The organism is Methanothermobacter sp. K4 (assembly GCF_022014235.1).
GTDB lineage: Archaea > Methanobacteriota > Methanobacteria > Methanobacteriales > Methanothermobacteraceae > Methanothermobacter.
The window spans coordinates 72,288-97,847 of the sequence record NZ_JAKLTD010000002.1; the positions used below are offsets into that span (position 1 = coordinate 72,288).

Here is a 25,560-nt window from a genome sequence, read left to right on the forward strand (position 1 = left end):
TGATTGTATGAAGGAACTCATGAAGCGTCTCTCACTTGCCAGCGGAGTCTCTGGATTTGAGGGAGAGGTAAGGGATATCATAGCATCTGAACTTGAAGGTCATGTTGATAGGATAGAGGAGGACAGGCTGGGTAACATCATCGCAACTAAGGGTGGGTCCGGCCCATCGGTAATGCTTGCAGCCCACATGGATGAGATAGGTCTCATGGTGAGGCACATCGATAAGAAGGGCTTCATAAGGTTTTCAAAGATTGGGGGAATCAGTGACCAGATGATACTCAACCAGGCCGTCTGGATCCATGGGGAGAATGGTCCCGTGATGGGTGTCATTGGATCCAAGCCACCCCACCGGATGAAGGCCGCTGAGAGGAAGAAGGTAACAACCCATGATAACATGTTCATCGATATAGGGGCAGAGTCCCGTGAGGATGCAGAGGAACTTGTCTCTGTGGGGGATCCCATTACATTCCATGCACCCTACAGTGAACTTCCCAATTCCCGCTTCACAGGGAAGGCCCTTGACAACCGTATAGGGTGCCTTGTAATGGTTGAGGTCCTTAAAAGGGTTGATACTGATGCAACAGTTTACGGTGTTGGAACGGTACAGGAGGAGGTCGGGCTGAAGGGTGCCAAGACCTCGGCTTTCAAGCTCAACCCGGATATGGCCCTTGCCCTTGACGTCACAATAGCCGGGGATCACCCAGGTATGAAGGAGGAGGAGGCACCGGCGAAGCTTGACGGTGGCCCTGCCGTCATCCTCACAGATGCGAGTGGGAGGGGTATAATAACCCATCCAAGGGTTAAGGACTGGCTCCTTGAGACCGCAAAGGAGGAGGATATACCGGTGCAGATAGAGGTGAGTGAGGGGGGCACGACCGATGCAACAGCCATTCACCTCACAAGGGAGGGTATACCTGCAGGTGTGGTCTCTGTACCCACAAGGTACATCCACACAACGGTGAGCATGGCAAGTATGAATGACATCGAGATGACCGTTGACCTTCTTGTTAAGGCAATTGAAAGACTTTAAACCCCCCACACCTATTTTTTCACTAAGGTTTAACGTTCATTCCCCCGTCAAAATAGAAGATGTATGGGCTGTCGCACCAGTTTTCATAGACCTCCACCACATATTTACTGCCCATGCACACATCGCTGGTCATGATCTCATTCAGAAACTGGCCAACTGTTTCCTCTGAAATTTTCACCCGGCAAGGAAATTCGCACTGTTTTCTCATTTCAAACACCCTTATTATGACCTTTCTCTTCAACATGCAAACCTCCTTTTGAATAACTCTGATCAATAATGTAATAATGTAATATATAAATTTATCTAATTATTACAAAGTTCTGGAGTTAAATGAAATATTGAAAAACACGGAAAAATTTAAAGATTACTTTGTTTAACATACTGTACTGTAAAAATAATTCAGGGACGCATCTATTTTTTAGATTTCAGTCTTCAGGGTTCTCTATGACCTCAAGACCATTATCTGATATGATGTATGGCACAAATTCAATCGGTGTCCTTGTACTCCTCATCTTTATAATATCCATAACCCTCTCCCTTCTACCTGTGTAGGGGTTCTCCCTTTTTATCAGCTTTATGGCCCCGTATACCGCGTAGAGGGCTATCTCATTGAACTCCATGGAGGTGGCGCTGTCAAGGATTATCATTGCAGTGATGCCCCTCTTCTTGAGTTCATAGATGAGGAGGTCAAACTGGTCCCGGAACTCATGTGTCGTGAGTTTCTCTGTATGGCTACCTATACTGTCTATTACAAGCACCTCTGTGTCCTCCGGGATCTCAGACAGTATCTTCTGAAGGTTTCCCTTGACGGATTCAATACCTATGTGTATCTCTGCCTCTGTGAGCCTCGCCCTTATGGCGGAGAGTCCTATGATCCTCAGGGTGCCTGATTCCATCAGTTCATCTATGTTCCACCCAAGTGAGGCGCACTGGATCCGCAGGTCGGTTTCATCCTCCTCTGTTGTAACATAGACTGTTTTAAGGCCCTTATTTGCACTCTCAATGGCAAAGTGGAGTCCCATGATGGTTTTACCGGCCCCTGCGTCACCTGTTACAAGAATACTCCTCCCCTGAGGGTACCCCCCTATTATATCGTCGAGTCCCTTAATCCCCGTACCTAACCTGGATATAGCATCCATTATTTACCCCCCTTAATCCATTCAGATACTGTATGAATTCAAATTTGAGGTTCCCCCTCCACTATACCATATGGAATTCGAATGTGAGGTTCTCGTCCCTGCTCCTCAGTGTTGAGGTCTGTATGACGCTTCCCTTGATACCGGTCCATGTGAAGCTCCTCATCAGCATGGCCCTGAATATGAGTGAGAAGATGGGATTCTGACGGGCCTCATTGATCCAGGGAAACGTTTTAAATTCAAGGACGTACCTTGACTTCTCCCTTCGGAGTGTGGTCTCGATTCCAAGGTTCCCTAGAAACCCTGAAAGCCACTTTATGTATGCATTGAAAACCCTCTCGGGCGCTCTACCCGAGCGGATGTCCTCAACAACCTCCAGCTTCTCCATCATCCTCTGGAAGTTGGGTTTGAGGTTCTTCTCAAACCTGTCTGCAAAGTTCTTTATGATGGCATTTCTGAGCTGTGGAGGGATTGATGATGCAAAAACAGGCACAGCCGAAACAACGAATCCATAAAGCTGGGCCTTTGACCTCTCACGGATGAGTTCCTCCCTCCTCTTCTCGGCCTCTACCCTCCCTGTGATGTCGTGGCCTATTATCTGGAGGAGGTTCTTCTCGGTTGTTGTCTCAATGGTGGTGGAGTGTATCTCAAAGTGGTGCTTCCTTCCCTTTACATCAACAAATTCTATTTCAAAGGTTTCATGCTCATGGTCCATGAGATCAGCAATCTTCTCAAGGACTTCACGTGATAGGAGACCCTTCCTCTCCAGGATGGAGAGTTTCTTACCCCTTAACCTCTTCCTGTCAAGCCCTGTTAACTCCTCAACGGTTCTGTTTGCAAATAGTATCCTTGAGTCAGAGTCCAGGAGGATTATGGGATCTGGTGATGCCTCAAGGAGTGCCCTGTAGCGTTCCTCGCTTTCCCTGAGTTTGCTGTCCATCCTGTGCTTGTAGAGGGCCACCTCGATTGCACTGTGAAGCTCACGGTCCTCAAAGGGCTTTATTATATATCCGAAGGGTCCTGTGAGTTTCGCACGGCTAAGGGTCTTCTCATCAGAGTATGCGATTAGGTAAACGACGGGTATATTCATCTCCGCTCTTATGACCTCTGCCGCCTCTATTCCATCCATTTCACCCTTGAGCACTATATCCATGAGTACAAGGTCCGGTTTCTCCTCACGGGCGAGTTTTATGGCCTCCTCACCTGAGGCTGCCATGCCGACCACGCGGTAGCCGAGGCCCTCGGCCCGGTGCTTGATGTCCATGGCCACTATACTCTCATCTTCCACAACGAGCAGACTTGTAGGCGACATTCAATCCTCCCTGGATATCATTCAGGGTATCGTCCATTCCCTGAATTAAGGTTCACACCATCAATCAGTATTATGTAAATGGTCAGTATAAATAATTTGCTGGAAAATTCCTTTATCACCCCATAAAACACTTCCGACCTGCAGAAGACCCTATGGAGGAGATTCAGCCATTATCACCCCTTCTGAAGTGTCTGTATATCCTCTCTGCCACCGGCCGGTTCATGCCCCTTACCGCTGCAAGTTCCTCCACACTGGCATTACCTATACCCTCAACGCTTCCAAAGTGCTCCAGGAGGGCCCTCTTTCTCCTGGGACCAACACCCCTTATACTGTCGAGTTCTGACTCAAGGGATTTTCTGTCCCTGATCCTCCTGTGGTATTCAACTGCAAACCTGTGGGCCTCGTCCCGGAGGTGCCTGAGCAGCTGAAGGGCACCGTCTGACACCTCAACTGGTTCTGAAAGCCCCGGGAGGTATACATCCTCCTCCCTCTTTGCTATGCCCACAACAGGCACATCCACACCAGAGGACCTGAGGGCGTCCAGTGCTGCTGAGAGCTGCCCCTTACCCCCGTCAATCAGCACAAGGTCCGGTTTTTCAGTTTCATCACTGGAGTACCTCCTCCTGACAAGCTCCCTCATCATGGCATAGTCATCCGGTCCCCGGGTCCTTATACGGTAGCGGCGGTACATTCCAGGGGCGGGTTTACCATCCAGGAAGACAGCGACTGAGCCGGTGGCGTGTTCCCCGCCAATGTTGGATATGTCAAGGCCCTCAATCCGTCTTGGAATGGAGGGGAGCTTGAGTTCACCCTTGAGTTCAAGGAGCGCATCCTTCACCTTACCCTTCTGTTGGAGGATTACGGAGGCGTTCTTCCAGGCGATGTTCAGGAGCCTCCTGCCTGAGCCCCCCTCTGGTGAATGTATCCTGACCTCACCACCCCTGAGCTCAGAGAGCCACTCTGCTATGACCTCATCCCCTACCGGGTACTGAACCATAATCTCTGATGGGATATAACGGGGGATTGCATAGTACTGCTTGAGGAAGGACTCAAGGATCTCCCTCCTATCTGCCGAGCCCCTCAGCATGAAGTCATCCTTACCTGTGATCTTACCATCACGGATCTGCAGAACCACCACGACGGAGTTGTCACCACTGGTCTCCAGGGCCACTATGTCCTGGTCGATGGAGTCTGTGAAGGCCGCATACTGCCTCTCCATAACCTCACGTATTGATTCAATCTGGTCCCGGATAACCGCGGCCCTCTCAAACTCCAGTTTTTCTGAGGCATCGCGCATCTCCACCTCGAGAGCCTCAATAACCTCCCTGTATCTGCCCTGGAAGAAGAGGTCCACCCTTTCAATTATCTCAAGGTAGTCCTCCCTGCTTATTCCGCCATTGCAGGGGGCATGGCAGAGGTCTATCTGGCTGTTGAGGCAGGGCCCATCCATTCTGCTGCAGCTTCTGATTCTGAAGAGGGACTTTATGAACTTCAGGGTCTTCCTTACGGCCCCTGTATCGGTGAATGGCCCGTAGTACCTTGCACTGTCCCCCCCGATGGTCCTTGTTATGATTACACGGGGGTACTCCTCGTCTGTTATCTTTATGAAGGGGTACCTCTTATCGTCCTTGAGGCGGACGTTGTAGGTGGGCCTGTACCTCTTTATGAGGTTGGATTCAAGGATGAGGGCCTCCTTTTCATTCTCTGTGAGGATGTACTCTATGCTGTCAAGGTGCCTCATCATTACCCTGAGGCGGGGGTTCTCATGTTCCCTGAAGTAGGATGCTACCCTCTTCCTTATTGAGACCGATTTGCCAACGTAGAGGACCCTGTCGTTTTCATCACGGAATATGTAAACGCCTGTCCTGTCTGGAAGTTTTTCTGGATCCCTGACCCTTGTCAACCTATCATCCCTTTAACGTTCTAAGACTGCAGAGGTATACCTGGTTTATCATCCTTCTAACTGCAAAGGTATATATAATGTGACCTGAAAATATATCTTCACCATAAATCGAGTTTCTTATTTTAAGTGATTTGTGATGAAATTTAAACTGGTATCAGATTACAGACCCCTCGGGGATCAGCCAAAGGCGATAAGGTCCCTCGTTGAGGGTATAAACTCCGGGATGAGGGAGCAGACCCTCCTGGGGGTCACAGGGTCAGGTAAGACCTTCACCATCGCCAATGTCATCGAGGAGGTCCAGAAACCGACGCTGGTCATATCCCACAACAAGACACTGGCTGCGCAGCTCTACGAGGAGTTCAGGGAGTTCTTCCCTGATAACGCAGTGGAGTACTTCGTGAGCTACTATGACTTCTACCAGCCAGAGGCCTACATACCACAGACAGACACCTACATAGACAAGGAGGCCTCAATAAACGATGAGATAGACAGGATGAGGCACTCGGCCACCCAGGCGCTACTGTCCAGGGACGACGTTATAGTGGTATCCAGTGTATCCTGCATCTACGGCATAGGAGCACCCGCAGATTACGGGGAGTTCACACTCCACCTTGAGGTGGGCTCCACCATTGGGAGGGAGGAGATCCTCTCAAGCCTTGTAAGCATGCAGTACGAGAGAAACGACGTTGAATTCGACAGGGGACAGTTCAGGGTCCGCGGTGACACCATAGAGATAAACCCAATCCATGGAACACCCCCAATCAGGATAGAGCTATTCGGCGACGAGGTGGACTCCATATCAACCGTCCACAGGGTAACAGGTAAGAGGCTGCAGAAACTGGACCGCATAACAGTATTCCCTGCCAAACACTTCGTGATCCCCGAGGACAGGCTCCAGAGGGCCATAGAGTCAATAGAGGAGGAACTTGAGGATCGCCTCAGGGAACTCAGGGCCCGGAATAAACTCCTTGAGGCCCAGCGCCTGGAGCAGAGGACGAGATTCGATATGGAGATGCTGCGGGAGATGGGCTACTGCCAGGGCATAGAGAACTACTCAATGCACCTCAGCGGCAGGAAGTGGGGTGAGAAACCCAACACCCTCCTTGACTACTTCCCCGAGGACTTCCTGACGGTTATCGACGAATCACACGTGACCGTCCCCCAGATAAGGGGAATGTACAACGGTGACCGGGCAAGGAAGGAGACACTCGTCGAGTACGGCTTCAGACTCCCCAGTGCAAAGGAGAACCGTCCGCTACGCTTCGACGAATTCCAGGAGAGCATAAGCCAGGTGATCTATGTCTCTGCGACCCCCGGTAAATATGAGCTCTCAAGGAGCCAGAACATCGTTGAGCAGATCATAAGACCCACGGGCCTCGTGGACCCCGAGGTAAAGATCCGGCCGGTTAAAGGGCAGGTTGACGACCTCCTCTCTGAAATAAGAAGGAGGGTTGACATTGGCCAGAGGGTCCTGGTAACCACCCTCACCAAGAGGATGGCAGAGGACCTCACCGACTACTACTCCCGGGTTGGTGTTAGGGTGAGGTACCTCCACTCAGAGATAGACACCCTTGAGCGTGTTGAGATCATAGACGACCTGAGACGTGGTGAATTCGACTGCCTGGTGGGTGTGAACCTCCTCAGGGAGGGCCTGGACCTCCCGGAGGTTTCACTGGTGGCTATCCTGGACGCCGACAGGGAGGGCTTCCTCAGATCAGAGACCTCCCTGATACAGACGATCGGGAGGGCCGCCAGGAACGTCAACGGCCAGGTGCTCATATACGCCGACAGACTCACAGACTCGGTTAAGGCCGCGGTTGAGACAACCAACAGGCGAAGAAAGATCCAGATGGAGTACAACCGCAGGCACGGTATAAAGCCAAGGAGCACAAAAAGGACCCTCAGGGAGAAGAAGGAGAAAGAGGAGCTTAAGGCTGAGGAGATACCCCGGGATGAACTTGAAGTAATAATAAAGGACCTTGAGGCCGAGATGCGTGAGGCTGCAAGGAACCTGGAATTCGAGAGGGCCGCGAGACTCAGGGACCAGATAATGTCCCTTAAGGGGTCCTCATCAAAATAAAACTGAAATCTGTAATGGAATAAGTGGAGATTCTGAGGATTATGAGTGGAAAGATAGTTATTAAGGGTGCAAGGGAACACAACCTCCAGAACATTGACCTTGAACTCCCAAGGGATAAATTCATCGTTATAACAGGTATAAGCGGGTCAGGGAAGTCGTCGCTGGCCTTTGACACCATATACGCTGAGGGCCAGCGGCGATACGTTGAGTCCCTCTCGGCCTATGCAAGGCAGTTCCTGGGGCAGATGAAGAAGCCCGAGGTGGACTACATAGAGGGCCTCTCCCCTGCAATATCCATAGACCAGAAGACCACAAGGGTAAACCCCCGCTCAACCGTGGGGACCATAACAGAGATCTACGACTACCTTCGACTCCTCTTTGCAAGGATAGGTAAACCCCACTGCTACCTCTGCGGAAGGGAGATAGAGCAGCAGACATCAACCCAGATAGTGGACCGTATAATGGAGAACGATGAGGGCACAAGGATCATAATACTGGCACCTGTGGTGAGGGACAGGAAGGGCGAGCACCAGAGGGTTTTTGAGAGGCTCAGGGAACAGGGATTCGTAAGGGTCAGGGTTGACGGTGAAATAAGGGACCTTGACGAGGAATTCAACCTTGACAGGAACAGGAAACACTCAGTCGATGTGGTGGTGGACCGTCTTGCTGTTAGAAAGGACACGGAATTCAGGAAGAGGCTCGCCGATTCTGTTGAAACAGCCCTTGAGATGGGTGAGGGTACACTCCGGGTTCTGTACCATGAAACCGGCAATGAGAGGGTCTACAGTGAACACTTCGCCTGCCCTGACTGTGGCATAAACTTTGAGGAGATAAGCCCAAGGATGTTTTCATTCAACAGTCCCCACGGGGCATGCCCGGAGTGCAATGGGCTTGGAAGTAAACTTGAGATCGACCCTGACCTCGTTGTACCCTACCCTGAGCGCTCCATAAATGAGGGGGCCATAGTCCCCTGGAGCAGGTCAGGTAAGAGGGACAACTACTACCACCAGATGCTGAGGGCTGTGGCGGAGCACTACGGCTTCAGCCTGGACACCCCCTTCGGTGAACTGGACGAGGAACACAGGAGGGCCGTCCTCTACGGGACAGATGAGAAGATCCAGTTTGTATTCCAGAGGAAAAACAGGACCTACCGTGTTAACAGACGCTTTGAGGGTGTTATACCCAGGATGGAAAGGATCTACATGGAGACCAAGTCCAACTACATGAGGACCTATATAGGTAAATTCATGAGCAACCATGCATGCCCGGTCTGTAAGGGGAGCAGGTTGAGGCCAGAGAGCCTCTCGGTCACTGTGGGTGGAAAATCAATACATGATGTTGTTGAAATGTCAGTTAGCGAGGCCCACAGCTTCTTCGAGGGCCTTGAACTCACCGGTAGGGAGGAGTACATTGCAAGGGAGATCCTCAAGGAGATACGTGAGAGGCTGCGCTTTCTGATTGACGTGGGACTGGACTACCTGACACTTTCAAGGTCCTCAGGCACACTCTCAGGTGGTGAGGCCCAGAGGATAAGGCTTGCAACCCAGATTGGATCGGGACTCGTGGGGGTCCTCTACATCCTGGATGAGCCCAGCATCGGCCTCCACCAGCGGGATAACATGAGGCTGATTGAGACACTCAAGAGGCTCAGGGACCTGGGGAATACCCTGATAGTGGTTGAACACGACGAGGAAACCATACTCTCCGCTGACCACGTGGTTGACATTGGACCTGGTGCAGGGGAACACGGTGGACACGTGGTTGCAGAGGGGACACCTGAGGAGATAATGGAGGACCCTGCCTCCCTCACAGGGGCTTATCTGTCAGGCAGGGAAACAATACCGGTACCTGAATTCAGGAGGAGGCCCGCAGGGAAGTACCTCACAGTGAGGGGTGCCAGGGCCAACAACCTGAAGGACATCGATGTGAGGATTCCGCTGGGTGTCTTCACATGTATCACAGGTGTATCAGGTTCAGGTAAGAGTACACTGGTCAATGAGATACTCTACAGGGGCGTCTATGAGAGGCTCCACCATAAGCACATGAATGCAGGGGAGCACAACGACATCGAGGGCCTTGAGCACATCGACAAGGTTGTGATGATAGACCAGTCACCAATCGGCAGAACACCACGATCAAACCCCGCCACCTATACCGGGGTCTTCACCCATATAAGGGAACTCTTCGCCCAGACCCCCGAGGCAAAGAAGAGGGGCTACAGGCCTGGCAGGTTCAGCTTCAATGTCAAGGGGGGCCGCTGTGAGGCCTGCAGTGGTGACGGAATAATCAAGATAGAGATGCACTTCCTTGCAGACGTCTATGTACCATGTGAGGTCTGCAGGGGCAGGAGGTACAATGAGGAGACCCTTGAGGTAAGATACAGGGGTAAGAACATCGCAGAGGTCCTTGATATGACCGTTGAGGAGGCCCTTGAGTTCTTTGAGAGCATACCCCAGGTGCGTAAGAAGCTGCAGACGCTTTATGATGTCGGCCTTGGCTACATAAAGCTGGGTCAGCCAGCCACAACACTCTCAGGTGGTGAGGCCCAGAGGGTCAAGCTGGCAAAGGAACTGGGAAGGAAGAGCACAGGAAAGACGCTCTACATCCTTGATGAGCCAACCACGGGACTTCACTTTGATGACATCAGGAAACTCCTCAATGTACTGGGAAGGCTTGTGGATGCAGGTAACACAGCCGTTGTGATAGAACACAACCTTGACGTTATAAAGTCTGCAGACCACATCATCGACCTTGGACCCGAGGGTGGTGACAGGGGAGGCCTTGTGGTTGCTGAGGGGACACCGGAGGAGGTTGCTGCCTCAGGAACACACACCGGCCGTTTCCTCAGGGATGTCCTCAGCGGGGTACAGAATGAGAATATCCCGGTGGGACAGGATACTGGAAAGTAGTCAGGTACGCTCATTTTCCTCTGCAAGTCTTCTATTGCCATTCTTTATGGCGATTAATTTTTCAATGAGCCGGTTTCCAGTTAATTTCTCACATGGTTTCTCTGCAAACCATGTCCCGGTCCTATCTCAGCTAACATGAGATAAAGGTGTTTCAATCCATTCCTTTAAAGGAAATTTTTTATATGATCATCCCCATAAATTCTATGTGGTTATCATGAAATACCGTGAAGAGATTCTGATGATGATTGCAGCGGCAGTTATGATGTTATCCTTTAACTGGATGCATGGGATTTTACTGATTTTACCTCTCATCACAGTCCCAAAACCCTCAGGCAGGGTAATTAAATGGATTCTCTTTGTTTTTGCAGTATTCACAGCTCTACTCATAATTCAACCAATGACACGTGCAGTTGGATTCAACATATCAGATGAACTCTTCAGGATAGTCCTCCTGATGCTCTTCACAGTGATGATAGCACTACTCATTGAGAGGATTGAGAAGGTTCGCTCCCTCAGAGAACTGAACAGGGAACTCGCGAAAAAGGCTGCGGAACTTGAGGACGCCAATAAGGAACTCGAGGCATTTGCATACTCGGTATCACATGACCTGCGCGTCCCCTTAAGGGCTATAGATGGATTTTCAAGGATACTCGTCGAGGACTATGAGGATAAACTTGATGATGATGGTCTCAGGGTAATTGGAATAATCAGGGATAACACAAAGAAGATGGGGCAGCTCATCGATGACATCCTCCTCCTATCAAGGGCTGGAAGGCAGGAGATGAACCCTGTGACTCTGGACATGAGGGAACTTGCAGAGTCAACCTACAGGGAACTTGCCTCACAGGAGGAGGGGAGGGTCATAGAGTTTTCTGTGGAGGACCTCCCACCTGCAATGGCAGACAGGGTCCTCATGGGGCAGGTTATGGGTAACCTTCTCTCAAACGCCATCAAATTCACAAGGGACAGGAACCCCGCAAGGATAGAGGTGGGATACATGGACGGGGGTGATGAGCACATCTACTATGTCAGGGATAACGGGGCAGGATTTGACATGAAGTATGTGGGAAAACTCTTCGGACTCTTCCAGAGACTCCACAGTCAGGAGGAATTTGAGGGAACCGGTGTGGGCCTCTCAATAGTCCAGAGGATAATAAAGAGGCACGGTGGAAGAGTCTGGGGGGAAGGAGAGGTTGATGCTGGCGCAACAATATACTTCACACTTCCAAAGGCGGTGGGATGATGACAGATGCAGATATACTCCTATACTTCACACTTCCAAAGGCGGTGGGATGATGACAGATGCAGATATACTGCTTGTTGAGGACAACCCGACAGACGCGGAACTAACGATAAGGGCGCTGAGGAAGAATAACCTTGCAAACAAGCTTCACTGGGTCAAGGATGATGCAGAGGCCCTTGACTACATATTCGCAAGGGGATCCTACTCTGGGAGGGACCCTGATAACCTCCCGAAGCTCATACTCCTTGACCTCAGGATGCCCAAGGTTGATGGTCTTGAGGTTCTCCAGGAGATTAAGAGAAATGAAAGCACATCCAGAATCCCGGTGGTGGTTCTGACTTCATCCAAGGAGGACAGGGATATAGTTGAGAGCTACAAGCTTGGCGTAAACAGCTATGTGAGCAAGCCCGTGGAATTTGATGAATTCATAAACGCTGTTTCAACCCTTGGTTTCTACTGGATGATCATAAATCAGCCACCGGAGTAGTGTGCATATCAGAGGATTTTCAATGTCAGAAAAGGTTAAGGTACTCATCCTTGAGGACGTCCCCCTTGACGCTGAGCTGGCCATAAGGGAGCTTAAGAGATATGGTATGGACTTCGAGCACCTCACAGTTGACAGTGAGGACTCATTCAGGAGGGCCCTTGAGGAATTCAGGCCGGACATAATACTGGCTGATCATACCCTCCCGGACTTTGATGGCGCATCCGCCCTCAGGATAGTGAGGGAGAAATATGACATCCCCTTCATATTTGTCAGTGGAAAGATCGGGGAGGAATTCGCCGTTGAGATGCTGAAGGCAGGGGCAACAGATTACGTACTCAAGAACAACCTATCAAAATTACCCCTGGCTTTCAGGAGGGCCCTTCAGCAAGCAGAGGAGGAGAGGAAGGTTCGTGAGGCTCAGAGGGCCCTTGAGGAGAGCGAAAGGAAGTACCGTGCCCTCTTTGAGAAATCAGGTAACCCCATATTCATATGTTCACCTGATGGTACCATACTTGATGTTAACCCCGCTGGAGCGGGATTCCTGAAATCATTTGCTGAGGATATAACAGGCAGGAATATCAGTGAATGGGTCAGTGACGAGGACTTTAAAAGGCTTCTGAGGGAATGTGAGGGTGGCCATATGAAGTTCAGTGTGGGTCTTCGGGGCCGCACCCTCGATGTATCAGTAACAGCGGTTGAGGTGGATGATGAGAAACTTATATACCTGATGGGGAAGGATATCACGGTCCAGAAGAGGATTGAAAAGGAACTTAAGGCCAGTAAGGAGGAGTACAGAGTAATATTTGAGAATACAGGTACCCTCACAATAATCTGTGGCAGTGACATGGTGATAGAGCTTGCGAACAGTGCCTTTGAAAGGTTTTCTGGCTACAGTAAGGGTGAAATCCAGGGATACATGAAGCTCACGGACTTTGTGGATCCCTCTGATGCCGGGCGTATAGAGGCATACCACAGGCTCATGTCAGTTAACCCTGATGCCATACCCAAGAATTTTGAGCTGACACTAACAAACAGGAGGGGTGAGGAGAGGAACTTCTTTGCAACAACCGTCACCATCCCTGGGAGCAAGAAGTGTCTCCTCTCCCTCATGGACATAACCCATAAGAAGTCGGTTGAGAAGCGCCTTCGGGAATCCCTCAGGGAGAAGGAGCTGCTTCTGCGGGAGATACACCACCGTGTCAAGAACAACCTCCAGATAATATCGACTCTGCTGATGCTGCAGGCATCCACCACAGGGGATCCCCGCCTGAGGGAACTCTACATGGACAGCCAGCACAGGATAGAGGCAATATCCCTCATACATGAAAAGCTCTACGAGTCAAGGGACCTATCACGGGTCAACCTCAGGGACTACATCAAGACACTTCTCGGTGACCTCCTTGACTCATATGGTGCAGATAGAAGTGAGATAGATGTGAGAATCCGGGTGGATGATCTGATGCTTAACATCGAAACAGCGATCCCATGTGGCCTCATAATAAACGAACTTGTAACCAACAGCATCAAGTATGCATTCCCTGATGATGGAGGCGAGATCACGGTGGAGGTTCACAGGAATGGCGACCGTTACACCCTCATAGTTGCAGATAACGGTGTGGGACTGCCAGAGGACCTTGACCTTGAGAACACAGGCACCCTGGGTCTAAGGATTGTGAGGAATCTTGTGGATCAGATAAATGGTGAACTCAAGATAGAGAGGCCTGCCAGGTTCACTGTGAAATTCAGTGAGGTTGAGTACAGTAAGAGGTTTTAGGTTCAAGATGGCTATCAGATTCCGGTAACAATTCATCCTTCAAATCAGGTACAGTAAGAGGTTTTAGGTTCAAGATGTGTTGCTTTTAGACTGCCACAGGCGGCTTAAAGGTCATATTTCACATCAAATTTTAAGTTCCAGTGATTCCAGAGTGATTGAGGATCATCTGAATTAAAAGGACCTTGGGGAGATTTTATGGCAAGAATTCTTGTTGTTGAGGACGAGGCCATAGTGGCGATGGGTATAAGACACAAACTTGAGACAATGGGCCATGAGGTGGTGGATACCGTCTCAACAGGCAGGGACGCCATAAGGGCAAGTAAGATACATGAACCGGACCTTGTCCTCATGGATATAGTTCTCAAGGGTGAAATGGACGGGATAGAGGCTGCGAGGGAGATAAGGGACCGCTTCAACATCCCCATAATCTACCTCACAGCCTACGCCGATGAGGAGATGCTGGCACGTGCAAAGATAACAGAGCCCTACGGGTACATTGTGAAGCCCTTCAAATCATCTGAACTCAACGCCAACATTGAGATGGCGATATACAGGCACAGGTCGGCCATGAGGGAAATGGAGCTCATGAGGAAAAGGATAATCTCTGACTTCTACAATTTCATCCTCAATGCAATGCCCTCACCCGATGCCGAAAGGGATGAGATAAGGGAATTGCTATCAGGGATATTCAGGGATAGAATCATATCTGAACTTAAACCTGGATTTGAAGCATATATGGAGGAATCCACCTACGAGGACCCACTTGAGGCGTACCTTGCATGGGTTGCAGATGTATTTGAGAACTTCACCGTGAGGGTGGGTTTCCTTGAGGATGATGAGAACGTCTACGTTGAATTCGAGAACTGTCCATGGATTGATGATGCCAGGAAAAACCCTGGATTCTGCCTCAACTGTGAGGCCATTCTCAAGCTGAGCTTTGACTGGAGTGGGCTTCCAGGTGATTTCAGGGCACTTGACCATATTGCAGATGGATCAGAGAGGTGCCTCTTCAGGTTCAGCGTGAAGTAATCGGGTTCAGTGGTCGGGAATGAGAAGAACAGGTATCGCAAACCTCCCTCTCCATGGCGGACATCCTCCTGCCTGGCTCATGAGGAGGATGGTTGAACTCTCAGCTACCATAGCTGAGGTTATAATTGAGGATTACGGGACCTCTGAGTTCATATCAAGGATTTCTGACCCCTTCTGGTTTCAGGCCTTCTCCTGCACCATCGGGTTTGACTGGCACTCCTCGGGGACAACCACCACAACCTGCGGGGCCCTTAAATCAGCCCTTGACCCTGAAAGGCACGGTATAATGGTTGCAGGTGGTAAGGGAAGGGCTTCCCGCAGGACACCAGAAGAACTTGAGGGTGCGGGGAAACTCTTTGACCTTGATTCCTCCCAACTCGTTTATTCCAGCAGAATAGCTGCCAGGGTGGATGGTAACTGTATACAGGACGGTTTCAGCCTCTACCAGCATACATTCCTTGTTGATGCTGATGGTGAGTGGGCTGTTGTACAGCAGGGCCTCAACCCTGATGGGGGATATGCCAGGAGGTACCACTGGCTTGGTTCAGGGGTTGGGGATTATGTTGACTCGCCCCACAGCGGTATATCATCTGATAGGACCATGGGGGAGGTCCTCGATATGACCTCACCCATAAGCCGGGGTGCCCGTGATGTGAGTGTTGATATCGTCTGCGATGGTCCCTCACACATAAGGGGGTACCTGACAGGGCAGAGGACGCTCTTTGACTTTAACGTACTTGACATGCCCCGACACCATGAGGTTCTACCTCTGGACCTCACAGAGAGGGACATGGCCGTCCTTGAGAGGGCATATGAGATCCAGCCAGGAAACTATGAAGAGCTTGTCATGATTGAAGGTCTCGGACCAAAAAAGATCAGGGCCCTGGCCCTTGTTGCTGACCTCATATATGGTGAGGAGGTAAGCTGGAGGGATCCTGTTAAGTACAGTTATGCACATGGCGGCAAGGACGGATACCCCTACCCTGTGGACAGGGATACATATGACAGCACAGTGGATTACCTTAAGGGTGCTCTTGAGGAGGCCAGGATTGACAGAAAGGATCGCTTGAGGGCACTTGAGTCCCTTGAGAAATTCTTGAGGGTTTAGTTTTTTCTGTATGGCTTGTTTTTGGTTCATCTTCTCAGTAAGTTTTAAGTTTTCATCCAGAGACATTCTAGTATATGCTTACGAGGTGATGGTTTGGTTCAGGGAGTTCTTGTGATTTCAAATATGTATCCTGGTAAGGAAAATGTGTCCTTTGGGAGTTTCATCAGGGTCCATGTGGATGCATTCAAACTTTACACGGATGTTGAACAGTTCGTTGTTGCAAACACCGATCAGAGGAAGGGTAAGGTCAGGCTGATACGGAAGTACGGTTCCCTTCTAATTAGATCCATATGGGCCTCCATTTCAAAGAGATTCGATGTTATACATGCACATTACGCCTTTCCAACTGGCTTCATAGGACTATTATGTCACTGGCTAACCAGAAAACCCCTTGTAATAACCGTCCACGGCAGTGATATTAACAACCTTGCAAGGAAAAACAGGGTTCTCTTTAAGATTACCTCCTTTGTCCTCAGAAGGGCTGCTGCAGTTATTGCTGTAAGCAGGGACATGAGGGACAAACTCGTGTCAGACTTTGGACTGGATGAGGATAGTGTTCATATAATAAACATGGGGGTCAACACGGAAGTTTTCAAACCACTCAACCAGCATGAGATCCGTGAAAAACTCGGTATAGCTCCTGATAAACGGATGATTCTCTTTGTGGGCAATATCATACCCATCAAGGGGGTTCTTTACCTCATAGAGGCAATGAAGGGTGTTGAGGTTTCTGATGTTCAGTGTCTGGTTATTGGAGCAGGTGTCGATAAAGAATATATGAATGAACTCAGGGCCATTGTTGATTCAGCAGGTGTTGATGTGAGATTCATGGGGCCTGTACCCTACGAGGAGGTTGCCCTCTGGATGAATGCAGCTGATATTTTTGTTTTACCATCACTTGAGGAATCCTTTGGTCTTGCGGCCCTTGAGGCCCTTGCCTGTGGAACCCCAACCATTGCAACAGCGGTTGGAGGTCTCAGGGAATTTGTAAGGGATTCTGAGACAGGCTACAGTGTACCGCCCAGGGATCCTGCTGCAATCGCAGAGAAGATAAACCATATACTTGACCCTGATAACAGAGAGGAGGTTGAGGCAATCCGGGAGAGGGGACTTGCAGTGGCAGATTCATTCAGCACAGAGAAGCAGGTTAGGCGGATACTTGAAGTTTACAGGAAGGTTTCATAGGTTTACCTGAATTTATTTCAGGTTAATTTCTATTTTGAATATTTATCCTGTGTATGGTTGGAGTTTCCTGCTGACATCATTGGAGAGTTAATTTTTATTTTGAATATTCATCCTGCTTATTTTTTAGGGATATTATTTATTGATTTGGTAAATTTTCGTTTTTAACCTGGTTTCTTTGTTTTTATATGATTGTATCCTGAAGGTCTTTCACTGCCAGATTCAGGAGAATTTAAAGAGAAAAATTTTTATTACTTTTCCAGATTTTATATGCTTAAAAGTAATACCTGAATTTTTTTAGTAATTATTAAATACCCTGCTGAGATACATCCACACGGTGATAGATTGGATACAGCATACTTCCCGTTTACAGCGATCACAGGTCAGGAGACGCTGAAGAAGGCCCTAGTCCTCAACGCAGTAAACCCCACAATAGGCGGCGTCCTGATACGGGGTGATAAGGGTACAGGAAAGTCCACTGCAGTAAGAGCCCTGAGTGATATTCTTCCAGAAAGAAACATCGTGGATGGCTGCAGGTTCGGATGTGACCCTGATGGATCTGAACTATGCATGGAGTGCCAGGAAAAACTTAAGATGCAGGGAAAACTTCAGGTGAGGTCCGCGAAAATGGAGGTTGTTGACCTTCCTGTCTCGGCAACAGAGGACATGGTGGTGGGAACCCTCGACATAAGGAGGGCGCTCCATGAGGGGATAAAGGCCCTTGAACCAGGATTACTTGCAAGGGCCAATGGAAACATCCTCTACATCGATGAGGTCAACCTCCTTGATGACCATGTGGTCAACGTGTTGCTTGACGCTGCAGCCATGGGCGTGAACATAGTTGAACGTGAGGGCATATCTGTGAGGCACCCCTCAAGGTTCATACTTGCAGGTACCATGAACCCTGAGGAGGGGGACCTCAGGCCCCAGATAATTGACAGATTCGGTTTAAGTGTGGATGTTGAGGCCCTCACTGACCCCGATGAGAGGATAAAGGTCATAAAGAGGGTACTTGATTTCCAGGAGGACCCTGAGGCATTCCATTCAAGGTTCAGGAGAAGGCAGGATGAACTGAGGAGGAGGATAATGGAGGCCCGCAGACTCCTCAGCAGTGTTGAGATGGATGATGATGCGCTCCTCCAGATAGTTGAAATAGCATCGGCGCTTGCAATCAGGACCCACAGGGCCGATATCATAACAGCAAGGACAGCGAGAACCCTAGCGGCTTTCAACGGCAGGAAGCGGGTGAATGGGGACGACGTTAAGGAGGCGGCACTCCTTGCAATGAAGCACAGACTCAGGCAGCTCCCATTCCAGAGGGAACAGGAACTCTCACAGGAACTCATAGAGGACATCCTGAACGGGGAATTTGAGGATGACTCTGAGATCGACAGGAACAGGAGACTCCGGAAGGACCTTAAGGTCCCTGACCTCAAGGCCTCTCTTCAGGGCCATGCAGGGCCGGCTGTTCAGGGCAGAAGGGGGAAGTACGTCCGTGCAAGGGAGAACCCTGAGCCTTCAAGTGTGGCGGTTGATGCCACACTGCGGAGGGCCGCTGCAGATGGTTCACTGAGGATAGAACCGGAGCACCTCATGGAGAAGATCCGAGTGGGGAAGGCCAGGGCCCTCTACATCATGGTACTTGACACGTCGTCGTCCATGAGGCTGGAGCGTAAGATAAAATTTGCAAAGACAGTTTCATGGCTTCTGCTCAAGGATTCCTATGAAAAGAGGAACAGGATAGCCCTTATAGCTTTCAGGGGTTACGATGCCACGGTTGTGGCTGAACCAACATCCCGTCTGGAGGCTGTTGAGGAGGCACTTGAGGGCCTTAAGGCCGGCGGCAGAACACCCCTTACACCGGCACTGAAACTGGCAGCGGAGGTCTCAAAATCCGCCGATGAGGAGGCATGCACGGCTGTTGTTATCTCGGATGGACGCTGCAACGTGTTCATAAACTCCAACCTTGAGGAGGACCTCAGAATGCTTGAAGGGGAGATTGGTAACATGAAGATTGTATTTGTAAACGCTGAGCCTGAGAAGAGGAGCCTGGGTATACTTGAGGATATGGCCTCCAGGTTCAATTCGGAGATATTCTACCTTGATGATATAATTATCTAGGGAGGTGCTAGCTTGTTTAAGCTTAGGAGTTTCACAACATCTGACCTCACATTTCTGGGTCTCATAATAGCACTCATGTACATCGTGCAGACGGTGACCATCCTTGGTATCTCTGCAATTACACCCGTGGACGCCCTCAAGTCCATTGTATCGGCATTCTTTGTATGCATAGTTATAAGCATAGGACTTGCCGGCGTGGGGAAGGTGGGGACATTCACCATCATAGGCCTTGTGAATGGGATCATATGCGGCTTTATAATGCCTGCCTTCCTCCCGCTTTTGCCTGCGACCTTCCTGGGGGGCCTTGCAGGTGATATTGCTGCTGGAGGTTTCTACGGCGGTTACTCATCCAGGAACTCCCTTCTCCTTGGCTGTGGTGCTGCCAAGTTCACAGAGACCATTGTGATCCTCACCGTGCCATTCCTCTTTGGATTTGCAAATTTCATGCTGGCACCCCTCCTGATCATCGCATCAGCCTTACTGGTGGCTGTTCTAGGAGTGCTCGGGGCACTGGTGGGTTATGGAATCGTAACGGAACTCAGAAAGGCGGGGGCAATGAAGCAGTAATTCAGGCGGGATATGATGGACCTTAACAGGGTTTTCTCTCCATTCACCACCACGGAGACAGGATTTTTCGGTGAGATAAATCCCCTATCAAAAATCATGATCATGCTTCTTGCAGTGGCATTCTCTGTGCTGATATCCAGACTCTGGGTCCTGGTGGTGCTGGGGGCTATTTTCACGGGGCTCCTGGCATCTTCAGGCTCCCTCAGGGCCGCAACCCCATTCCTTTCATTCATCGCATTCTTCTGGGTGCTCTCAGTGGTTGCAGTATTCTTAACGTCAGGTGACATGGAATACGCCATCGGGTTTCTCGGCCCCTTCTTTGCAAGGTTCTTCATCCTGGTGGCCGCCGGCTTATTCTTCGCATTCACAACATCACCACGCAGCCTTGCAGAGGCCCTGAGGTCCCTCCACATTCCTGGGGAGATTGTATTCACGCTCACAGTGGCCCTCAGGTACATCCCGGCCCTCGCAGTTGAGGCTTCATCAATATGGGATTCCCTAAAACTGAGACTCAACGCCTCAGGTCTGTCGCTGGCAAGAAGACCGTCCCTCATCTACCGTGGCCTCATAATACCACTAATCATAAGGGTTGTCAAGATCTCAGATGAGGTTGCTGTTGCAGCCGAGACAAGGGCCTTCAACCCCCGGAGGGTGGCAGGGGGTAAGATGACCTTCAGTTACAGGGATGCTGTGTTCCTTCTGGTCTCTGGAGCCATCTTCACGTTACTTGGATTGATCAGCGGGGGTGGTTCAGCTGTATGCGGTCTCATTTGAGGATGTGAGCTACACCTACCCTAACCAGAAGCAGCATGCCGTCAGGGATGTTGACCTCAGAATTAAGAGGGGGGAGGCTGTGTTCATCACAGGGAGGAGTGGCAGTGGAAAGTCCACCCTTGCACGGGCAATCACGGCTGTGGTGCCCTCCATAATGGGAGGGGACCTTAAGGGGACCGTGATGGTGAATGGCAGGGACACATCTGATCTCCAGGTTAGGGAACTTGCAGCAGATGTGGGATACGTCTTCCAGAACCCTGAATCACAGTTCTTCACCCTTAGCGTCAATGATGAGGTCTCCCTTGGACCCGAGAACCTTGAACTCCCTGACGTTGATGAGAGGGTGGGGGAGGCCCTCAGTATGGTTGGACTGGAACATAAACGGTATGAGAGCGTCTTCAGACTTTCAGATGGGGAGAAACAGAGGGTTGCAATAGCCTCACAGCTTTCAATGTCCCCTGAGATCCTCCTCATGGATGAGCCAACGTCCAGCCTTGACCGTAAGGCAACGGATGACCTCTTTGATGTACTCCAGAGAATGCGGGATAGGACCCTGATACTCATAGACCACAGGACCTACAGGGTTCCTGATGTATTTGACCGTGTAATTGTTATGGATGAGGGCTCTGTGGTGGAGGACACTGACACAGATGCACTCATGGACCCTGATTTCAGGGATAAATACGGCCTGAGATCCCCTGATGTAAGTTTCAGTTTCAGATCCACAGAAAGGAAGGGTAAACCTGTTCTCAGGGTTTCGGATCTCGCCTACACCCATGGTGATGACTTCAGCTTAACCGGTATAAACCTTGAGCTCAGGGAGGGTGAGGTGCTGGGGGTAACTGGACCCAACGGCTCCGGGAAAACAACTCTTGCAAGGCTGATCGCGGGGATCCTGAAACCTGACAGAGGATTCATTGAGGCTGATGGTGGGACCGGTCTTGTCATGCAGGACCCCGACCACCAGCTCTTCATGGACACCGTTGAGGGGGAGCTGACCTTTGGTGTGGATGATTACAGGAGCAGGGACCTTGAGGGTGTCCTGAGGACCATGAACCTCCATCATCTAAGGGAAAGGCACCCCCATTCACTCAGCGGCGGTGAAAAACGGAGGACAGTCATATCAGCGTATATATTCAGAAAACCCGGGGTCCTCGTACTGGATGAGCCGACAACCGGTATGGACCTTGATAACATGAAGAGACTCGCCCGGTGGATAGGTAAACTCAGGGCTGAGGGAATATCCCTCATAGTGATATCACATGACCTTGAGTTCCTTGAAATGGTTGCAGACAATCTGTTCTCAATGGATAATGGCAATGGCCTGAGGTGGTTAAATGAAGAGGATACTTGCAGTTACCACGATAAATAACACAGCCTCACTCAAGGAGGCCCTCATGAAGATAAGGGATAAACATGGGGACATCGTCAGCATAAAGAAGGTATATCTGGAGAGGTACGAGGACCCCTCTGTCCCCCTGGACGAGCTTGAGAGGGACGTTGAAGAGGCAGATGTGGTGCTTGTGGATATAAGGGGAAACGAGAGGATAGGCCGGGAACTTCCAGGTATCCTTGAGGGAAGGGATAAAACCGTCATAACCCTCGTCTGGGGAAGCAACCACATACTCTCCCTCACATCAATGGGGCGTCTGGATCTAGGAAGACTCGTTGAACTGGCCCCTGATAGAATCGACTCAATGGTGAGGTCAAGGGACACCCGGGAGATCCTGAGGATAGGTGGTTCAGATGAGATCAGGGATGACCTTGAGAACTGGTTCAGGATAATGGACTACTATGGGGGTGGCGACCCTGATAACCTCATGAACATGATCCTCTTCATTCTTGACGCATATACTGACCTGGAGGTCCCCCATGATGACCCTGTGGAGATGCCAGCATACGGCCTCTACCTCCCGTTCAGGGGATTCTACACTGACATTGAATCATACCGGAGGGCATCAAAATTTGACCCGGACCTCCCAACGGTGGGAATGCTCTTCTACTCGGGGATGCACTTTGATGATACAAGGCCACTGGTTGAGGAGCTCTATTGGAGGCTGCACGGGGAGGTAAACTGTACCATCGTTTTCTCGGATGTTGAAAACAATCTGAGGGCCCTGGAGGAGTACATGGGTGATGTGGACCTCTTCGTCAACATGCAGTACTTTCAGCTCAACGGGGGGCCCCTGGGAGGCGACCCTGAAGCAACCAGGGAACTCCTCAGGAGGATAAACGCACCATACCTCATCTGTCTGAGGGGCTACGAGACAGACCTTGATGAGTGGGAGGGGGACCTGAACGGCCTGAACCCAATGGAGGTGGTCCTGGGGGTGACACTACCTGAACTGGACGGGGGATTCGAGCCTGTTTTCACTGCAGGTATGAGGACCCTTGATGACCCGGACCTCGGTGAGGTGAGGGTGGTTGAGGTTGTACCTGAGCGGATGGATAAATTTGCAGCACGCATCAGAAACTGGCTGAAGCTCAGAAGCAGAAAAAACCATGATAAAAGGCTGGCCATTATCATCTACGACTACCCTCCAGGAGAGGCGAACCTTGGAAGCGCAGGGTACCTTGATGTCCTTGAAAGCCTCGAGAGGTTCCTCCAGAGACTCCATGAGAATGGTTACAGCGTCAGACTCCCTGAAGAGGCCCTGAAGGACATGATAATGGCTGAGGGTCTCATAAACAGCCCATCATACCTCCAGTGTGGGGGTGTGAGGCTTCCAGCGGACCAGTACATTGAATGGTTCAGGGAACTCCCCGACGAGCTAAAGAGTGAAATATGTGCCACATGGGGAGAACCGCCAGGGGATGTGATGGTTGATGGTGATGACATAATGATCCCTGTGGTTGAACTCGGCTCTGTTTACCTCTGCATACAGCCGTCAAGGGGACTCATGGACGCCAATGGATATCACAGCCGTAACATGCCACCACACCACCAGTACCTGGCATTCTACCTCTACCTCCAGTCCCTTGAACCTGATGCCGTGGTGCACTTCGGGATGCACGGGACACTGGAATTTCTCCCTGGAAAGGAGACGGCACTCGGGGATAAATGCTACCCCGACCTCCTCATCGGGGACCTGCCAAACATATACCTTTACTGGGCTGGAAACACCTCGGAGTCAACCATAGCCAGGAGAAGATCCTATGCACTCCCCATATCCCATGCATCACCACCATTCATGGCCTCTGACCTTTACGGGGAATACCAGAACCTTGAAGAACTCATAGGGGAGTGGCATGAGGTGGGGGGTGAGGAGTTAAGGGAGAGGATAGAGCTGGAGGCATCCAGACTCAACCTCAAAGGTGATATGGGCGAGATTGAATCAGAGATATTCAGGATGAAGAGGCGCCTCATCCCCAGGGGGCTTCATGTCATTGACACAGAGTGGAGCATTGATGATCTGGCAGCCTACCTCATGGGGGTCCTCAGGTTTGAGAGGAAGTACCCATCCATACACTCAATGGTCGCAGAGAGGATGGGGGTTAACTACAGTGAGGTTAAGGACACCGCAGCAGGTTGGAAAGTTGAGGAGAGGGCACTGAAGGTACTGAAGGATATACTCCTTGGGAAGGATGTGGATCTCCCTGCTGATTATGTTGAATGGGTCAGAGGTTTATCAGAAAGGTGCGACTTCACAGGGGAAACAGAATCCCTTCTTGAGGCCCTCTCAGGTAATTATGTCCCACCAGGGAGGGGCGGGGACCCTGTGAGGGACCCTGAGACCTACCCCACAGGGTATGCCATGTATGCCTTCGATCCAGTGAAGATACCCACATCATCTGCAGAGGCCAGGGGGAGGCTGGCTGCAGAGCTGCTCCTCAGGGACCACCTTGAGAGGCATGGAAGGTACCCTGAAACCGTTGCAGTTGTTCTATGGGGATTTGAAACCCTGAAGACCGGCGGTGAGACCATCTCAATGATCCTTGAACTTCTGGGTGTCCGCATAAACAGGAAGTATGGCCCCTGGGCAAAGAACATAGAGGTGATACCCCTGGAGGAGCTTGGAAGGCCAAGGGTGGATGTAATTGTTAACATATGCGGTATATTCAGGGACACCCTGGGAAGCCAGATCGAGCTGCTAAACAGGGCTTTTAAGGCGGTTGCAAACATTGATGAGGACCCTGAGGACAACCACATCCTGAAGCACAACCTTGAGGATGGGCCGGTTAAGGTTCCCGCAAGGATATTTGGACCGGCACCATCAGAGTATGCAAGCACACTACCGGAACTCATCGATGACGGAAGCTGGGGCTCTGAGGATGAACTTGCATCCACCTACATGGGGGAGATGTGTTACGCCCACCTCCCCGGCGGTGTCAGGGAGGCCGGGGATGAGTTCAGAAGGAACCTCCAGAGGGTTGAGGTGGTGGCCCAGGAGAGGGACAACGTGGAGTACGAGGTGACCGACCTCGACCACTACTATGAATTCATGGGTGGCCTTACATCATCCATCAGGAGCCTCGGGGGCTCATGCAGGGTGAGGGTTGTGGACTCAACAGAGGACGAGCTCTACGTTGAGGGCCTCGAAGATGTCATAGGTAGGGCTGTAAGGTGCAGGGTCCTCAACCCGCGCTGGCTTGACGGAATGCTGGCCCATGATTATCACGGGGCGAAGAACATCAAGGACCGGGTGGAGCACCTCCTGGGCTTCTCAGCCACGACCGGGGCCGTGGAGAACTGGGTATATGATGATGTTGCAGAAACACTGATACTTGACGATGAGATGAGGAGAAGGATCACAGAGAACAACCCCTTTGCAGCGGTCCGGATGGGTGAGATACTCCTTGAAACGGCTGAGAGGGGCTACTGGGACGCATCGGATGATGTGATTGAGAGGATAAGGGAGATGGTTCTCAACATTGAATATGAACTTGAGTAGCGGCTTCGTAAAC

The 25,560-nt window shown here is 50.7% G+C and carries 18 protein-coding genes; 14 read left to right on the forward strand and 4 right to left on the reverse strand.

The genetic code is table 11. From position 1 onward, the window contains the following. Positions 1 to 7 precede the first annotated feature (7 nt). A complete protein-coding gene (locus L5462_RS04275) occupies positions 8 to 1,030 on the forward strand; it encodes a M42 family metallopeptidase (RefSeq protein ID WP_237779581.1) in 1,023 nt (340 codons plus the stop codon). 22 nt (positions 1,031 to 1,052) lie between these two features. Here L5462_RS04275 and L5462_RS04280 read toward each other — a convergent pair whose 3' ends face one another. From L5462_RS04280 to uvrC, 4 genes are all read right to left on the reverse strand, one after another. Then, on the reverse strand, positions 1,053 to 1,274 hold the full coding sequence (locus tag L5462_RS04280; RefSeq protein WP_237779582.1) for a hypothetical protein: 222 nt from the start codon (positions 1,272 to 1,274) through the stop codon (positions 1,053 to 1,055). A 181-nt stretch (positions 1,275 to 1,455) separates the two neighbouring features. Then, the gene (locus tag L5462_RS04285) at positions 1,456 to 2,169 is read right to left on the reverse strand and encodes an ATPase domain-containing protein (protein ID WP_237779583.1); all 714 of its coding nucleotides are present in this window, start codon (positions 2,167 to 2,169) and stop codon (positions 1,456 to 1,458) included. 61 nt (positions 2,170 to 2,230) lie between these two features. Then, positions 2,231 to 3,478, reverse strand: coding sequence for a methanogen output domain 1-containing protein (locus L5462_RS04290; protein WP_237779584.1), 1,248 nt, complete (start codon positions 3,476 to 3,478; stop codon positions 2,231 to 2,233). Positions 3,479 to 3,641: 163 nt separating this feature from the next. Continuing rightward, positions 3,642 to 5,381, reverse strand: a complete 1,740-nt coding sequence (gene uvrC / locus L5462_RS04295; protein ID WP_237779585.1) for an excinuclease ABC subunit UvrC — start codon at positions 5,379 to 5,381, stop codon at positions 3,642 to 3,644. Positions 5,382 to 5,514: 133 nt separating this feature from the next. Here uvrC and uvrB point away from each other — a divergent pair, with 133 nt between their 5' ends. The 13 genes from uvrB to L5462_RS04360 all read left to right on the forward strand — a co-directional run bounded on the left by uvrB (position 5,515) and on the right by L5462_RS04360 (position 25,547). Beyond that, positions 5,515 to 7,461: an excinuclease ABC subunit UvrB gene (gene uvrB / locus L5462_RS04300; protein WP_370637010.1), complete on the forward strand. Its 1,947-nt coding sequence runs from the start codon at positions 5,515 to 5,517 to the stop codon at positions 7,459 to 7,461. Positions 7,462 to 7,502: 41 nt separating this feature from the next. Continuing rightward, positions 7,503 to 10,370 carry an excinuclease ABC subunit UvrA gene (uvrA, locus tag L5462_RS04305; RefSeq protein ID WP_237779587.1) on the forward strand — a complete coding sequence of 956 codons (2,868 nt, stop codon included), beginning with the start codon at positions 7,503 to 7,505 and terminating at the stop codon, positions 10,368 to 10,370. A 214-nt stretch (positions 10,371 to 10,584) separates the two neighbouring features. Beyond that, the gene (locus L5462_RS04310) at positions 10,585 to 11,613 is read left to right on the forward strand and encodes an ATP-binding protein (RefSeq protein ID WP_237779588.1); all 1,029 of its coding nucleotides are present in this window, start codon (positions 10,585 to 10,587) and stop codon (positions 11,611 to 11,613) included. A gap of 49 nt (positions 11,614 to 11,662) precedes the next feature. Then, on the forward strand, positions 11,663 to 12,100 hold the full coding sequence (locus L5462_RS04315) for a response regulator (protein ID WP_237779589.1): 438 nt from the start codon (positions 11,663 to 11,665) through the stop codon (positions 12,098 to 12,100). Between the two features lie 22 nt (positions 12,101 to 12,122). Then, on the forward strand, positions 12,123 to 13,874 hold the full coding sequence (locus tag L5462_RS04320) for a histidine kinase dimerization/phosphoacceptor domain -containing protein (protein ID WP_237779590.1): 1,752 nt from the start codon (positions 12,123 to 12,125) through the stop codon (positions 13,872 to 13,874). A 195-nt stretch (positions 13,875 to 14,069) separates the two neighbouring features. Then, entirely contained in the window at positions 14,070 to 14,903 is an 834-nt protein-coding gene (locus tag L5462_RS04325; RefSeq protein WP_237779591.1) for a methanogen output domain 1-containing protein, read from the forward strand. A 19-nt stretch (positions 14,904 to 14,922) separates the two neighbouring features. Then, entirely contained in the window at positions 14,923 to 16,011 is a 1,089-nt protein-coding gene (locus tag L5462_RS04330; RefSeq protein ID WP_237779592.1) for a DUF763 domain-containing protein, read from the forward strand. A 93-nt stretch (positions 16,012 to 16,104) separates the two neighbouring features. After that, positions 16,105 to 17,196 carry a glycosyltransferase family 4 protein gene (locus L5462_RS04335; protein ID WP_237779593.1) on the forward strand — a complete coding sequence of 364 codons (1,092 nt, stop codon included), beginning with the start codon at positions 16,105 to 16,107 and terminating at the stop codon, positions 17,194 to 17,196. Between the two features lie 342 nt (positions 17,197 to 17,538). After that, a complete protein-coding gene (locus L5462_RS04340; RefSeq protein ID WP_237779594.1) occupies positions 17,539 to 19,314 on the forward strand; it encodes a magnesium chelatase subunit D family protein in 1,776 nt (591 codons plus the stop codon). A gap of 12 nt (positions 19,315 to 19,326) precedes the next feature. Further along, the gene (locus L5462_RS04345; protein ID WP_237779595.1) at positions 19,327 to 19,881 is read left to right on the forward strand and encodes a hypothetical protein; all 555 of its coding nucleotides are present in this window, start codon (positions 19,327 to 19,329) and stop codon (positions 19,879 to 19,881) included. Between the two features lie 15 nt (positions 19,882 to 19,896). After that, positions 19,897 to 20,655 carry an energy-coupling factor transporter transmembrane protein EcfT gene (locus L5462_RS04350; protein ID WP_237779596.1) on the forward strand — a complete coding sequence of 253 codons (759 nt, stop codon included), beginning with the start codon at positions 19,897 to 19,899 and terminating at the stop codon, positions 20,653 to 20,655. Then, entirely contained in the window at positions 20,627 to 22,027 is a 1,401-nt protein-coding gene (locus tag L5462_RS04355; RefSeq protein WP_237779597.1) for an ATP-binding cassette domain-containing protein, read from the forward strand. Before L5462_RS04350 ends, L5462_RS04355 begins: the two co-directional genes overlap by 29 nt. Further along, entirely contained in the window at positions 21,993 to 25,547 is a 3,555-nt protein-coding gene (locus L5462_RS04360) for a cobaltochelatase subunit CobN (protein WP_237779598.1), read from the forward strand. The genes L5462_RS04355 and L5462_RS04360 overlap by 35 nt, the downstream gene beginning before the upstream one ends. The last annotated feature ends 13 nt before the right edge of the window (positions 25,548 to 25,560 follow it).

What these genes read in the sequence shown, in the direction of transcription:
- L5462_RS04275 (WP_237779581.1), top strand. Translation starts at nt 8, where the DNA reads ATGAAGGAACTCATGAAGCGTCTCTCACTTGCCAGCGGAGTCTCTGGA.
- L5462_RS04280 (WP_237779582.1), bottom strand. Translation starts at nt 1,274, where the DNA reads ATGTTGAAGAGAAAGGTCATAATAAGGGTGTTTGAAATGAGAAAACAG.
- L5462_RS04285 (WP_237779583.1), bottom strand. Translation starts at nt 2,169, where the DNA reads ATGGATGCTATATCCAGGTTAGGTACGGGGATTAAGGGACTCGACGAT.
- L5462_RS04290 (WP_237779584.1), bottom strand. Translation starts at nt 3,478, where the DNA reads ATGTCGCCTACAAGTCTGCTCGTTGTGGAAGATGAGAGTATAGTGGCC.
- uvrA (WP_237779587.1), top strand. Translation starts at nt 7,503, where the DNA reads ATGAGTGGAAAGATAGTTATTAAGGGTGCAAGGGAACACAACCTCCAG.
- L5462_RS04310 (WP_237779588.1), top strand. Translation starts at nt 10,585, where the DNA reads ATGAAATACCGTGAAGAGATTCTGATGATGATTGCAGCGGCAGTTATG.
- L5462_RS04315 (WP_237779589.1), top strand. Translation starts at nt 11,663, where the DNA reads ATGATGACAGATGCAGATATACTGCTTGTTGAGGACAACCCGACAGAC.
- L5462_RS04320 (WP_237779590.1), top strand. Translation starts at nt 12,123, where the DNA reads ATGTCAGAAAAGGTTAAGGTACTCATCCTTGAGGACGTCCCCCTTGAC.
- L5462_RS04325 (WP_237779591.1), top strand. Translation starts at nt 14,070, where the DNA reads ATGGCAAGAATTCTTGTTGTTGAGGACGAGGCCATAGTGGCGATGGGT.
- L5462_RS04330 (WP_237779592.1), top strand. Translation starts at nt 14,923, where the DNA reads ATGAGAAGAACAGGTATCGCAAACCTCCCTCTCCATGGCGGACATCCT.
- L5462_RS04350 (WP_237779596.1), top strand. Translation starts at nt 19,897, where the DNA reads ATGGACCTTAACAGGGTTTTCTCTCCATTCACCACCACGGAGACAGGA.
- L5462_RS04360 (WP_237779598.1), top strand. Translation starts at nt 21,993, where the DNA reads ATGAAGAGGATACTTGCAGTTACCACGATAAATAACACAGCCTCACTC.